We start from the raw sequence: 13711 nt of genomic DNA, 5'->3' as shown, positions 1-13711 counted from the left end.
ATCAGGCATCTCGCAACGCGCGGTGGCGCAGCCGCGGGAACGTGATGCGCGGTGGCCGGTGCAACCCCGCTGCCCCCCGTTGCGCGTGGGGCGAAGGCGTCAGCCCAGGCGCTGAAAGGTCAGGACGAAGGCCACGCCATCGGTCGTATTGCGCGCGTTGACGGTGCCGCCCATCTTGGCCATGTAGGTCTTGGCCACGAACAGGCCCTGGCCCCGGTGCCCGGTCTCGCCCTCGGGCATGGGCAGGCTGGGGTCGGAGACGCCCAGCTCGAAAATGCGCCCCAGCAGATCCTCGTCGATGGTGGCGCCCTGGTTGTGCAGCGTGGCGCTGGCGGTGGATTCGGAGGCCACCAGCGTCAGCGTGATCGCCGTGCCCGCCGGGCGGTAGCGGTCGGCGTTGCGCAGGATGTGGGTCACCACGTCCTCCAGCGCAAACTCGTCCGCACGCACGATGACAGGCCCCGCGCCGCCTTCATAGACCACCTGGTCGATGCCGGCAAAGTGCGCGTTGCCGGCCACATGGCGCAGGAAGGCGTCCAGGTCCAGCCGCCCCTGCGGCACGTCCGCCGCCTGCAAGGCCTCCGCCGGGGATGCAGTGCCATAGAGCACGTGCACCGCCTGCTGCATGCGCTGGATGTAGCGGTGGCCCGGGTCGCTTGCGCCGCCGTGCAGCACCATGAGCGATTGCAAGGGGGACATGATCTCGTGCCCCACGGCATGCCACATGTCGCGCTCCTGCTGGGCGCGCAACTGTTCGCGCTGGATGTCGTCCTTCACGCGCTGCAGAAGGTCGGCCAGGCCTCCGGCCAGAATGCCCAGTTCGTCCGACCCACGCAGGTCCGATACGTCGAGGTCGCCCAGGCGCGGGCCGATGTGCCCCTCCTGCACGTTGTACGAAACCGCTGCCGCGCGGCGGGTGAGGGCGGTCACGCGGCGGATGAGGCCCACTTCCACCACCAGCCAGGCCAGCGCGATGGCCGCGAGCATCGCGCCCAGGTACCACGACACCCGGGTGGCCACGGCCGCAAGCCCCTGCTCCACGCCGCGCAGGTTGCCGGTGAAGGTCACGGCATAGTTGCCCGCCGGAGTGTCCAGAATGTCGAGGCCCGCCGGTACGGGCTGCGTCCTGTTGTCGCCAGCGGCCTGCCACTCCAGCGGCAGCCAGCTGATGAGGCGCAGCAGCCAGGGCGCCGACGGATCTGCCTGCACCTCGGAGCCCTTGAGCGTGATCGCTTCGCTGTCGCTCGTGCCCAGCTTGCGGATCTGTACCTGTTCGCCAGGCAGCAGGGTGCGCGCCACGTCCGCCAGCGATGCGGCGGCCTGGGCTCCGGGGGCGTTGCTGTCGAACAGGGGCGCAGCCGCACCGGGCGCCAGCATTTCCACGCGCACGCGCATGCTGCCCAGATCCTGTGGCGGCCAGACCAGGCGCTGCTTGTCAAACAGCGCTTCGCGGAACAGCTCCACGGGAAGGCGGATGGAGTAGAAGGTGCGGCGCAGGCAATCGGGCGCGGCGCCCGCGAGGTCCCGGCACTGGCCGTTCTGCCAGAGCCAGCCGCGAAAATCCCGCACCGGCCGGGCGCGGGCGTCCAGGGATTCCTCGCCACCGTCCACGAAACCCGTCAGGCGGCCCCGGGTGCTGATCGTGCCCTGGGGGGGCAGTGCTTCAAAGGGCGCGACCCAGCGGGATGTGGCGCCGCGCATGTCCAGCGTGACGCGGGCGCGGTGCACCGCCTGCAGGTCCAGGGCACCACGTTCGCGCGGCACCAGCGCGCCCGCGTAGAAGCTGCCCACCAGATAGATGAAGCCCCCGGCATACGGGTTGTTGCCGATGGCCGCGCAGACCGACGCGCCGTCGGGGTACTGCACCGCGCAGCCCGCCATTTCCACGGCCTGCTGGGCCTTGTTCTGGTCGTCGAAGTCCAGCGCCGCATAGGGCAGCAGCAAGGGTGCGAGCGGTGCCGGGGCCGAACCCCGGCTGCCCGCGTTGAGCAGGGCCAGCTGCCCCGAGGGGTGGCGCAGGCGGGCCATGACCTCGGACTGGCTGCGCGCGAAGCCGTGCCGGTAGCTTTGCCAGCCACGCTCCTTTTCTTCCTTGAGCAGCACCACGCTCAGCGCGACGGTGGCCAGCGCCAGCAGCACAAACACACCGCGCACCAGAATCCGCAGCCGGAAGGCGGGCAGGCCCAGGCGGGGCATTTCCAGCTTGGGGATGTCGAGCGTGGGGCGCAGCAGGCGTTTCATTTCAGGTCCCCCTGCGTGAAAGCACTGCACACGGCGTCTGAACCCGGCGCGGCCCAGGCCAGGGCCGCCGTGCAAGGGCCGCCCCGCCGCACTGGCGGCGTCCCCCTTCCCGAATGGCGCAGCCGTTCGAGAGAAGGGGGAAGCGGCGAAGCCGCTCAGGGGGATGCCTCACTTGCCTACCCAGCGAAAGCCCCGCATGGGCACGTTTTCAATGCCTTCGAAGGCGGGGTCCACCTCGCGCAGGGCTTCGCGGATGGTGCTCACATGCTTGCGCACGTTGTCCCGGTTGCGCCCGCTCTTGACCACCTCGAACAGCTCGTCGTACGACACGACCTCGCCGCTGCGCTGGTGCAGCGTGGCCAGGATGCGCTGGGCCGTCAGCGGCAGGTTGATGCGCTCGCCGCGCCAGGTGGGGGTGCGCTGCCACAGCGGGTCCAGCACCAGCGCATCCGGCGCCGGCGCGGACAAGGACGTGGCGGCGTTCGCCGGGGCCTGCGTGGTGCGCAGGATGTCGAGGAAGGTCTCGATGAAGTCGGCCTCCTCGAACGTGGTCTTCTGCAGGTAGTCCCACGCGTCCAGCGCCTTCATGATGCTGCGGTAGATGGCGGCGGGCATGGCCGACACCACCAGTACCGGCGTGCCCTGGCGGCGCTTGTTGATGGCGTTGATGAGCGCCACGCCCGCATGGCGCTCGCGGCCCAGTTCGATGTCGAGCACCACGGCGTCGTAGTGCTCGCGCGCCAGGGCGGCTTCGGCGTCGTCGCGCGTGAACCACTGGTCGATCACGATGCCGTTTTTCGCACTGGCAATCCAGCCCGCCAGCTGGTTGCTGGTGGGCAGGTCGTCTTCGATCACGGCGATGCGGGTCATGGTGGGGCGCGGAGTGGGTGGGTGTGCGTGGATTATCCGGGGCGCCTGACTTGCCCGGTGTGAAGGTTTCTTCCGGGCCCGGAGGGTTTGCGCGGCGGGCGTGAGGGCTTTGGGGGCTGCGCTGCATTGTTGCTTCCGGGGTGAATCCGAAGAATCAGTCCCCAATGAGCAGCCAGGTTGGGCCGCTCAGAGGCAGACAACAAATTCACCACCCAAGAGAGAGAAACGCCATGAAAACCGCCTGGAACCGCATCGTGCAAGCCCTGCGTGGCCGCAACGCCGCCGCCCACCCGCTGGACGCCCGTGCCGAAGGGCCGCAAGCTGCGGCACCTGTGGAAGCCGACGTCCCCACGCCAGCATCCGCGGCCGAAGGGCGCATCCACTGGGCCTACCTGCTGCCCACGGCCAGCACGGCGCGCTGGATGGCGGCCGCAGCCGTGATGGTGGCCGCCGGTGCCCTGGTGGTGCGCCACCCACCGGTGCAGCAACTGGGCCAGGGCGAGCTGGCGGTCCGCATGAACCAGTTCACCGGTTCGGTGAGCCAGTGGCGCGATGGCAGCATGTGGGTGGTGCCGGGCCTGCACAGTGTGCGCATCTTCTCCTTGCGGGACCAGAGCTATCGCCCTGAAGCCATGCGCCTTGCCAACGGCAGCGCACCCCTGCAATCCGTGGAAGGCCTGTCGTTCGGGCTCGACCTGAGCGTGCGCTACGCGCTCGATCCCGCCTCCGACGCCGTCCGGGCCGGCCGCCTGCCCGATGACGTGGATGCCGACATCGTGGCGCCTGCCGTGCAGGGCTTGGTCTACAGGGTGTTTGCCCGCTACACGGTGCGCGAGATTTTCTCGTCCAAGCGCGCCGAAATCGCGCAGGCCATTGAAGCCGAACTGCGCACCCGCCTGGCCGCCGAAGGCGTGCTGCTGCGCCATGTGCAGATCGGCAAGGTGGACCTGCCCGCCGAATACCGCCGTGGCATGGACAGCCTGCTGGCCGAGGAGCTGGCGTCCGAGAAGATGCGCTACACGCTGGAGCTCAAGGACAAGCGCGTGAAGGAGACCGAGCTCGACGCCAGCGCCGACAAGGTGCGCCGCGAGGTGGCCGCCGAAGCCGCCGCCCGCGAGCAGGTGATCGCCGCCCGCGCCCAGGAAGAGGCCATGAAGCACGTGCTGCCCTTCAAGCAGCGCCAGATCGAGCAGCGCCAGCTGGAGGCCGAGGCCGAGAAGGTCTCGCGCATCAAGGCCGCGGAGGGCAGCGCGCAGGCGCGCCGCATCGAAGCCAACGGCGAGGCCGATGCGCGCCAGAAGCTGGCCGAGGCCGAGGCCTACCGCATGGACCGCATCGGCAAGGTCAACGCCGAGCAGATGGCGCGCGAAGGCGCCCTGGTCACGCGCCACCCGTTGCTGATCCAGAAGACGCTGGCCGACAAGCTGTCGGACAAGATCCAGGTCATCATCGCGCCCCCGCCGACCAATGGCGATTTCATCGGTGCCGCGCTGCTGGGCGGCAACCGCAATGCCCAGGCCGTGGCCGCGCAGGCTGCCGCCGGTGCCGACGACACCGCCACGACCCCCGCCACGGAGCAATGAACATGGACCGCACCACCCTCACGCTCGTCGCAGTCATCGCCTCTGCCGCCGCGATGCTCGCCACCGCCGCAGTGCCCCCCGCGCCCGCCAGCGCATTCGGCAGCGCCATCGTCGTGCAGGACCAGGCCAGCCTGCGCGCCGCCCCCCGCGACTCGGCCCAGCAGCAGTCCGCCCTGTGGCAGGGCGAGGTGCTCGAAGTGCGCGGCGAGCGCCTCGACTACCTGCAGGTCTGGGACCACAAGCGCGAACGCGGCGGCTTCATCCGCGCCAGCGACGTGCGCCGCGTGGCGCTCGATGAGGCCCAGGGCCCGGCCCTGCTGTCGGTGCTGCGCTTCGTGCGCGACAGCCCGGGCGCCGAGGCGCTGGGCATCGGCATCACGGCCGCCTACCTGCAGGCCGCGCCCGCCAGTGCGCTGGCCGGTGAGCAAGGTGCCCAGGCCTTCGACGCGCTGGGCACGCTGGCCGACCGGCTGGCGCGCCGCGCCTCGGCCGCCGTGCCGGGCAAGGCCTCGGGCGCCACGCTGTCGGCCCACCTGGACGTGGCCAACGGCTACGGCGTGCGCTTCTCGACCTACGAGGTCGAAGGCCGCATGCAGGTCTGCTACGACGGCGAGGCCTTTCGCCGCGTGCTGGCCATGCCCGTGGCCGATGCCGAGCAGCGCGCCCGCGCGGCCTTGGCCCTGACGCGGCCCGAATGCGTGAACCCCGACCTGCCGCCGCACGAGCGTGCCCGCATGCAGGAATGGCAGTCCGATGTGCTCGAACGCGTGGACGTGGCCGGCCTGCCCTCCTATGTGCGCAACCGCATCCAGGTGCGCCGTGCCAGCGTGTGGAGTGCCCTGGCCTTCCAGCAGGCGCGCAAGGATGCCGTCGGCCCGGCCGTGGCCGCTGCTGCGGCCCGCGCCCTGGCCGAGTTCTCCGGTGTGAGCAGGAACGACCTGCCCGACGAGGACCAGCCGGCCTACAACGACGCCGCCATGCGCGTGGGCGCCGTGCGCTGGGCCCTGGTGCCCGCCAGCCTGCCGGTGGCCCAGGGCAGCCGCCCGGGCATCGTGACCGAGCCCGGTGCGCCCGGCGAGACCTGCGTGCTGCTGGTCGATGCCCACAGGGGCGTGAAGACCCCGCTGCTGCGCCGCTGCACCTATGGCGTGGTCTGGGCTGCCTCGGCCAGCGTGAACCGCGAGGGCACGGCCGTGGCCCTGGCCGTGCAGCCGCTGGAAGGCTGGCGCGAGCTGTGGGTGATGCGCAAGACCGCCGAGGGCTGGCTGGTCGACGTGCTGCCCCCCGCCGCCACGGCGCCCGAAACCGGCGTGGCCGAGTGGGCTGGCTGGGTGCCCGGCGGCCAGCAGATGCTGGTGGCGCGCGAGGCCCGGGGCCAGGGCCGCTACCGCAAGAGCTTCGAGATCGTGCGCCTGGAAGGCCTGGCCACCGAGCGCGTGACGGGTGACGTGGCCGCGCTGCCCCTGTTCCAGCGCTGGCAGGACCCGGCCTGGAAGCGCCAGACACTGAGCTTGAGATGAGCACCCCTGAGTCGCTTCGCGCCTTCCCCCTCTCTCAGATTGCTTCGCAGTCTGGGCGGGAACGCTCCCAGCGCGGCGGGGCGGCCCTTGCGCGGGAGCACTGGTTTTGGCCGCGCCAGTTTCACGGGGCAATGGCCATGCATGGCGGTCGCGATGTGCGACGAAGATGGGCCCTTTAAAATCCAGGCAGGCCGGGCAAGATGCCCGGCCTTTCCTCGTCTGCACTGCAAGGTTTTTTCGCATGTCCACATCCTCGCCCCTGTCCGCCCTGTTGTCCCGCGTGGACGCCGCCATCGTGGACCTGGACGGCACCATGGTGGACACGCTCGGGGACTTTGCCGAGGCGCTCAACCGCATGCTGCGCGAACTGGCGCTGCCACCCATCGAGGCACCCTCCATCGAGCGCGTGGTGGGCAAAGGCTCGGAGCACCTGCTGCGGTCGGTGCTGGCCCATGTGCTGGCATCCGAGGGCCAGCCGGCCGATGCGGCGCAGGTCGAATCGCTGTACCCCGCGGCCTGGGCCAGCTACCAGAAGCACTACCTGGCCATCAACGGCCAGTATGCGCAGGTGTACCCCGGCGTGGTGGCCGGCCTGCAGGCGCTGCAGGCCGCGGGCCTGCGCCTGGCCTGCCTGACCAACAAGCCCCTGGATTTCGCCGTGCCCTTGCTGAAGGCCAAGGGGCTCGACGGCTACTTTTCGCAGGTGTTCGGTGGCGACAGCTTCGCGCGCAAGAAGCCCGATCCGCTGCCCCTCGTCAAGACCTGCGAGGCCCTGGGCACCGCGCCCGCGCGCACGCTGATGGTCGGCGATTCCAGCAACGATGCGCAGGCCGCGCGCGCCGCCGGCTGCCCCGTGGTGCTGGTGACCTACGGCTACAACCACGGCCAGCCCGCGCGGGCCGTGGATGCCGATGGTTTCGCGGATGCGCTGAGCGCGTTCGCGGGCTGATCAGGCCGCGATACGGCGCTGCGCGGCCGTTGGCAGCACCCGTGCGCTGCCGGCTGTACGGGCCGGTGGTGCCGTGGTGACGAGTGCCGCATGCGCTGGCGCGCCAGCGGCAGCGTCGCTGCCCAGCTGGAACACGGCCACGGCATCGACCAGCTGGCCTGCCTGGGTCTTGAGGCTGTCGGCCGCTGCGGCGCTTTGCTCCACCAGGGCCGCGTTCTGCTGCGTGGCCTGGTCCATCTGCGTGACCGCCTCGCCCACCTGCGACACGCCCTGGCTCTGCTCGCTGCTGGCCGCGCTGATCTCGCCCATGATGTCCGTCACGCGGCGAATGGCCCTGACCACCTCGGTCATCGTGGCGCCCGCCTTGTCCACCAGCGCGGTGCCCTGTTCCACGCGCTCCACGCTGGTACCGATCAGGGCCTTGATTTCCTTGGCGGCCTGCGCCGAGCGCCCGGCCAGGCTGCGCACCTCGCCGGCCACCACGGCGAAGCCCCGGCCCTGCTCGCCTGCGCGCGCCGCCTCCACCGCCGCGTTGAGCGCCAGGATGTTGGTCTGGAACGCGATGCCGTCGATCACGCTGATGATGTCGGCGATCTTGCGGCTGCTGTCGTTGATGCCCTTCATGGTGTCCACCACCTCGGCCACCACGTCGCCGCCCTGCTGGGCGACGGTGGAGGCGCTCATCGCCAGCTGGTTGGCCTGGCGCGCGTTGTCCGCGTTCTGGCGCACCGTGGAGCCCAGCTGTTCCATCGAGGCGGCCGTCTGCTGCAGCGCCGAGGCCTGCTGCTCGGTGCGGGCCGACAGGTCGTTGTTGCCCGAGGCGATTTCGGCACTGGCGGTGGCCACGCCTTCGGCGCTGTGGCGCACATTGCCCACGATGGTGGCCAGGCGCGATTGCATGGTGGACAGCGCCTGGAGCAGCTGGCCTGTCTCGTCGCCGCCATGGGCTTCGATGGCGTGCGTGAGGTCGCCGCTGGCAATGCTCTCCGCCGCCTGCTTGCCCCGCTGCACGGGCCGGACGATCGAGCGCGTGACCGTCCAGGCCAGCAGGGCCCCCAGCGCTACCGCCACCAGGGTGCCCACGCCCAGAAGTGCCTGGCTGGCCTTGGCAAGGGTACCGGTGTCGGCCTGGCTTTCAGCCAGTTGCGTGGCCATGGCCGTGCGCAGGTCGTCCAGTGACTTCAGGTATTTGTCGGCCAGCGGGCGAAGGTCCTTGTCCACCAGGGCGGGCACGTTCGGCTCGCCGCCCCGGTGCAGTTCGCGGATCTCGGCCTGCTTGTCGTTGTAGGCCGCGCGCGCCGTGGCAATGGCGGCCAGCAGTGCGCGGCCAGGCTCGCCCTGCACCAGCGCCTCGATGCGCTGGACCTTGGCATCCATGCCCTTGGCCGTGGCCTGGGTGTCCGCGGCGAGCTTGTCCATGTAGTCGCGGTCGATGGCCTTGAGGAATGCCTCCGTGCGGACCCAGTTCAGGCGGATGTCGGAGGCCCAGTCTTCCACCAGCATCTGTTGCTCGATCTCCTGCGTGGCGACACGCTCGCTGGCATTCTGCAGGCTGGCGATGCGCCATATGCCGGTGGCTGCGATGAGGGCGGTGATGAGCAGGATGGCCCCAAAGGAAGCGCCCAGGCGCAGGCCGACGGAAAGGTTGCTGAATTTCATGGTGATGGCGGGCGCAAAAAAGGTGTCTGGGGGCGGGGCTGGGGCTCTGGGGTGGCAAGGGCCGTGGCGCATGCGGGTGGCGCAGGGCGCCCGGGCCGGGCTGTGCGTGGCATCACATGGCGCGGGTGGCGCCGCAGGGGCATGCGGTGCAGGTTGCGTCGAAGGCCCTGAATTCCCTGGATCAAAGGTTACGCCCCGGTGCGGCCCGCCGCTGTCGGGCGGGTGACAGCCGCAGGCATGGTTTCATGGGGGTTTGCCCGTAGCGGCGGTGTCCCGGGGCGCGCAACCGGCGCGGGTGGCTATGCGGGCTTGCCGAGCAAGGCATCCTTGAGCTTCCAGTCGGCCGGTGTGTTGCCCAGCCAGATGCCCAGCAGCGCGTTGAAGAATTCCGGCTCCTTGAAAGGCTCGCCCTGCGGCTTGCCCTTGACCGTGATCACCGTGCCGGTGCCGGGTATCCAGTCGATCATGAACTGGTCGCCTGCCTGCAGCTTTTTGTGGTCCGAGAAGATCTGGCTCATGCGCAGCACGCCGGGAATCAGCTTGGAGAACGCCGCGCGGTCCATGTTGTCCTCCATGCCGCGCGAGAAGAGCTTGCCCAGCTCGGTGGAGTCGATCTCGCGCAGCATGGTGATGCTCATGCGCTTGGGGCCCTTGAGCGCGGCAATGTCCTGCGGCGTGTGGGCTTTCTTTTCGAGATACAGGCCGGCCGTGTAGACCTTGAAGACCGCCTTGTAGCGCACGCCCGCCCCATTGAGCTGCAGGCTGCTGCCGCTCAGGCTGGTGGTTTCTTCGTACTTGACGTCGGCCACGGTGATGGTCTGGGCAATGGCACCGGCCGTCAGCAGGCACAACGCTGCCGCTGCGGCGCATCGCTGGAGGAACTTCATGCGCAACTCCTAAAAAAGAACGGTCGTTCGTTTCAAATTGTTGCTGCACCTGCTTTTTGCCGCAACAGGGTTTTCGAGTGGTTGCGCGGCGCGGCGTTGCGGTGTGTCAAAACCGGGGCGGCCGGGAACCTTTGCTACACTTTGGGCCATGTTCATTCACCACGTGTTCATCACAGGTTGCAGCGACCGGGGAGCCTGGCCCTGGCGTCAGCCTGTCTCCTTGAACGCCTGATGGCACCTGGGCAATTGCCCCAGCGTGCACCCGTGGCCCTACCGGGGCCGATTGAATGGACCGCAGCGCCCCCTTTTATTGCCCGGGGGACACGCGCTGCCACAGCTGGGAGCTCTCCCCGTGATCACAGAACTTGAATTCAAAAGCCTGGCCGGCGAAGGCTACAACCGCATTCCGCTCATGGCGGAAGCCTTTGCGGACCTGGAAACCCCTCTCTCCCTGTACCTGAAGCTGGCCCACAGCAAGGACGGCGGCAAGCACAGCTTCCTGCTCGAATCCGTGGTGGGCGGCGAGCGCTTCGGGCGCTACAGCTTCATCGGCCTGCCCGCGCGCACGCTGCTGCGCGCCAGCGGTTTTGGCGCCAGCGCCAAGACCGAGGTGGTGACCAACGGCGAGGTGGTGGAGTCCGCAGCGGGCAACCCGCTCGACTTCATCGAGGCGTACCAGAAGCGCTTCAAGGTGGCCTTGCGCCCCGGCCTTCCGCGCTTTTGCGGCGGCCTGGCCGGCTACTTCGGCTACGACGCGGTGCGCTACATCGAAAAGAAGCTCGAAGACACCTGCCCGCCCGACACGCTGGGCTGCCCCGACATCCTGCTGCTGCAGTGCGAGGAGCTGGCCGTCATCGACAACCTGTCGGGCAAGCTCTACCTCATCGTCTACGCCGACCCGGCCCAGCCCGAGGCCTACGCCAAGGCCAAGAAGCGCCTGCGCGACCTGAAGGACCAGCTCAAGTATTCGGTGAGCGCGCCCATCGTCAAGCCCACCGAGAGCCACCCCGCGCAGCGCGACTTCTCCAAGGCCGACTACCTCGCCGCCGTGGACCGCGCCAAGGAACTGATCGCCGCGGGTGACTTCATGCAGGTGCAGGTGGGCCAGCGCATCCACAAGCGCTACACCGAAAGCCCCCTGTCGCTGTACCGCGCGCTGCGCTCGCTGAACCCGTCGCCGTACATGTACTTCTACGACTTCGGCGACTTCCACGTGGTGGGTGCGAGCCCCGAGATCCTGGTGCGCCAGGAGAACACGCCCGACGGCCAGAAGGTCACCATCCGCCCCCTGGCCGGCACGCGCCCCCGTGGCGCCACGCTGGAGAAGGACAAGGCCGCCGAGGTCGAGCTCATCAACGACCCCAAGGAGCGCGCCGAGCATGTGATGCTGATCGATCTGGCGCGCAACGACATCGGCCGCATCGCCAAGACCGGCACGGTGAAGGTCACCGAGGCCTTCGCCATCGAGCGCTACAGCCACGTGATGCACATCGTGAGCAACGTGGAAGGCATCCTCAACGACGGCATGACGGCCATCGACGTGCTCAAGGCCACCTTCCCCGCCGGCACGCTCACCGGCGCGCCCAAGGTGCATGCGATGGAAATCATCGACCAGCTTGAACCCACCAAGCGCGGCCTGTACGGCGGCGCCTGCGGCTACCTGAGCTACGCCGGCGACATGGACGTGGCCATCGCCATCCGCACCGGCATCGTGAAGAACGGCACGCTCTACGTGCAGGCGGCCGCCGGCGTGGTGGCCGACTCGGTGCCCGAGCTCGAATGGAAGGAAACCGAGCACAAGGCCCGTGCGCTGCTGCGCGCGGCGGAGCTGGTCGAGGAGGGCCTCGAATGACCCGCGCCATCGACAAAGTCAAATCCTGCGCCGCCATGCCGGACGTGCGCCGCGAGGTGAACAGGCTGGACGACGTGCTGGTGCCCCTGCTGGTGGAGCGCGTGGGCTACATGACGCAGGCCGCGCGCATCAAGCAAGACGCCACGCAGGTGCGCGATGAGGCGCGCATACAGGCCATCGTGGACCGCGTGCGCGAGCAGGCGCTGGCCGAAGGCGGCGATGCCGACGTGATGGAAGCCATCTACCGCAGCCTCATGGAAGCCTGCATTGCCTATGAACACCGCGAGTTCGCCCGCCTGCGCGAATCCGCCTCTGCCGGGAGCGCCGCATGAAACTCTTGATGGTCGACAACTACGACAGCTTCACCTACAACATCGTGCAGTACTTCGGCGAGCTGGGTGCCGAGGTCGAGGTGTTCCGCAACGATGAAATCACGCTTGAAGGCATTGCGGCGCGCGCGCCCGACCGCCTGGTGATCTCGCCCGGCCCGTGCTCGCCCGCCGAGGCCGGCATCTCGGTGGCGGCGATCCAGCACTTCGCGGGCAAGCTGCCCATCCTGGGCGTGTGCCTGGGCCACCAGAGCATCGGCGCGGCCTTCGGCGGCACCATCGTCCGCGCGCAGGAGCTGATGCACGGCAAGACCAGCGTCATCACCACCACACAGCAGGGCGTGTTCGCGGGCCTGCCCGAAAAATTCACCGTGAACCGCTACCACTCGCTGGCCATCGATCGCGCCGCGTGCCCCGACGTGCTGCAGGTCACGGCCTGGACGGAGGACGGCGAGATCATGGGCGTGCGCCACAAGGAGCTGGCCATCCAGGGCGTGCAGTTCCACCCCGAAAGCATCCTCACCGAACACGGCCACGCGATGCTGAAGAACTTTCTGGAGCAGCGCGCATGACGGCGCCGGCCGATGCTGCAGCGGCTTCCTCGGGCTCGTTCGCCCAGCTGTTCCAGTACAAGCGCTGGGCCAACGACGAACTGCTTGCGCTGGGCGAAGCCTCGCAGGCCACGCTGCCCGAGGGCGATCACCGGCTCTTTGTGCGCATCCTGAACCACACCTACGTGGTGGACCGCATCTTCGCGAGCCACCTGCAGGGCCTGCCGCAGACCGCCTACGCGGCCACCAACACCGAAGAGACGCCCGCACTGCCGGCCCTGCGCGAGGCGGTCCGCGCGTCGGACGACTGGTATGTGCAGTACGCGAACGGGCTCACCGCGGACCAGCTGGCCGAGCCCGTGCAGTTCCGCTTCACCGACGGCGACACCGGCACCATGACGCGGGCCGAGATCCTGAACCACGTCGTGGTGCACGGCACCTACCACCGGGGCGCGGCCGGCCGCATCCTGGCGGGGCATGCGGTGCCGCTGCCGCGCGACTCGCTCACCACCTTCCTGCACCGCCTGCAACCGGAGCGACGCTGGTCGTAACACCATGCCCGACAGCCACCAACTGCTCATGTTCATCGCGGCCGGCTGGCTGCTGAACCTCACGCCCGGCCCGGACGTGCTCTACATCGTGTCCAACGCGCTCAAGTCCGGCACCCGCGCGGGCATCGTGGCGGGCCTGGGTATCACGGCCGGGTGCTTCGTGCACATCTTCGCGGCCGCCGTGGGCGTGGGCGCGCTGCTGGCCACGTCGGCCACGGCGTTCACCGTGCTCAAGTGGGTGGGCGCGGCCTACCTGATGTGGATGGGCGTTCGCATGCTGCTGTCCAAACCGTCGGGCGACGGCGGAAGCGCGGCGGCCATCGCAGCGGCGCAGGCGGGGGCATCGTCCGGTGCCGCCACGCCGCTGTCCAAGATCTTCCGGGGCGGCTTCTGGACCAACGTGCTCAACCCCAAGGTCGCGATCTTCTTCCTGGCCTTCGTGCCGCAGTTCATCGCGCCCGGCACGGAGAACAAGGCGCTGGCCTTCGTGCTGCTGGGTGTGCTGTTCAACGTGAACGCGATTCCCGTCAACACGGGCTGGGCGCTGGCCGCGGGCTGGATGGCGCGCCGCATGGGCGCGGTGCAGCGCGGCATGCACTGGCTGGACCGCGTGGCGGGCGCCATGTTCATCGGCTTTGGCCTGAAACTGGCCTTCACCGAGCAACCCACACAATGAAGCACCCCCTGAGCCGCTTCGCGTCATCCCCCTGGGGTCGCAC

At 69.2% G+C, this 13711-nt stretch carries 12 protein-coding genes; 8 read left to right on the top strand and 4 right to left on the bottom strand.

Annotated elements, in window-relative coordinates:
• Positions 1 to 99 precede the first annotated feature (99 nt).
• On the bottom strand, positions 100 to 2241 hold the full coding sequence (locus tag AC1RCS_RS13450) for a sensor histidine kinase (protein ID WP_492245034.1): 2142 nt from the start codon (positions 2239 to 2241) through the stop codon (positions 100 to 102).
• Between the two features lie 168 nt (positions 2242 to 2409).
• Positions 2410 to 3111 (bottom strand): response regulator transcription factor, encoded by a 702-nt coding sequence (locus AC1RCS_RS13445; RefSeq protein WP_218296786.1) that lies wholly within the window; start codon positions 3109 to 3111, stop codon positions 2410 to 2412.
• Positions 3112 to 3533: 422 nt separating this feature from the next.
• On the opposite strand from AC1RCS_RS13445, the gene AC1RCS_RS13440 reads away from it, so the two are divergent.
• The 3 genes from AC1RCS_RS13440 (at position 3534) to gph (ending at position 7163) form a co-directional block, all read left to right on the top strand.
• Positions 3534 to 4694 carry an SPFH domain-containing protein gene (locus AC1RCS_RS13440; protein WP_492245121.1) on the top strand — a complete coding sequence of 387 codons (1161 nt, stop codon included), beginning with the start codon at positions 3534 to 3536 and terminating at the stop codon, positions 4692 to 4694.
• 53 nt (positions 4695 to 4747) lie between these two features.
• The gene (locus AC1RCS_RS13435; protein WP_492245122.1) at positions 4748 to 6214 is read left to right on the top strand and encodes a hypothetical protein; all 1467 of its coding nucleotides are present in this window, start codon (positions 4748 to 4750) and stop codon (positions 6212 to 6214) included.
• 241 nt (positions 6215 to 6455) lie between these two features.
• Complete coding sequence (gph, locus tag AC1RCS_RS13430) at positions 6456 to 7163, top strand: phosphoglycolate phosphatase (protein ID WP_492245035.1); 708 nt, start codon at positions 6456 to 6458, stop codon at positions 7161 to 7163.
• On the opposite strand, the gene AC1RCS_RS13425 is transcribed toward gph, so the two are convergent.
• The gene (locus AC1RCS_RS13425; RefSeq protein WP_492245036.1) at positions 7164 to 8822 is read right to left on the bottom strand and encodes a methyl-accepting chemotaxis protein; all 1659 of its coding nucleotides are present in this window, start codon (positions 8820 to 8822) and stop codon (positions 7164 to 7166) included.
• A gap of 299 nt (positions 8823 to 9121) precedes the next feature.
• The gene (locus AC1RCS_RS13420) at positions 9122 to 9709 is read right to left on the bottom strand and encodes a chalcone isomerase family protein (RefSeq protein ID WP_218341223.1); all 588 of its coding nucleotides are present in this window, start codon (positions 9707 to 9709) and stop codon (positions 9122 to 9124) included.
• Positions 9710 to 10061: 352 nt separating this feature from the next.
• On the opposite strand from AC1RCS_RS13420, the gene trpE reads away from it, so the two are divergent.
• From trpE to AC1RCS_RS13395, 5 genes are read left to right on the top strand one after another with little or no spacing between them, the layout of a single operon-like run.
• Positions 10062 to 11561, top strand: coding sequence for an anthranilate synthase component I (gene trpE, locus AC1RCS_RS13415; RefSeq protein WP_218296791.1), 1500 nt, complete (start codon positions 10062 to 10064; stop codon positions 11559 to 11561).
• Complete coding sequence (locus tag AC1RCS_RS13410; protein ID WP_218296792.1) at positions 11558 to 11893, top strand: chorismate mutase; 336 nt, start codon at positions 11558 to 11560, stop codon at positions 11891 to 11893. The genes trpE and AC1RCS_RS13410 overlap by 4 nt, the downstream gene beginning before the upstream one ends.
• A complete protein-coding gene (locus AC1RCS_RS13405) occupies positions 11890 to 12462 on the top strand; it encodes an aminodeoxychorismate/anthranilate synthase component II (protein ID WP_492245037.1) in 573 nt (190 codons plus the stop codon). The genes AC1RCS_RS13410 and AC1RCS_RS13405 overlap by 4 nt, the downstream gene beginning before the upstream one ends.
• A complete protein-coding gene (locus tag AC1RCS_RS13400) occupies positions 12459 to 12992 on the top strand; it encodes a DinB family protein (protein ID WP_492245038.1) in 534 nt (177 codons plus the stop codon). The genes AC1RCS_RS13405 and AC1RCS_RS13400 overlap by 4 nt, the downstream gene beginning before the upstream one ends.
• 4 nt (positions 12993 to 12996) lie before the next feature.
• Complete coding sequence (locus AC1RCS_RS13395) at positions 12997 to 13668, top strand: LysE family translocator (RefSeq protein ID WP_492245039.1); 672 nt, start codon at positions 12997 to 12999, stop codon at positions 13666 to 13668.
• Positions 13669 to 13711: the final 43 nt, after the last annotated feature.

It is taken from the genome of Acidovorax sp. GW823-FHT01C06 (assembly GCF_058798375.1).
This window is presented reverse-complemented; position numbering and strand designations above follow the sequence as displayed.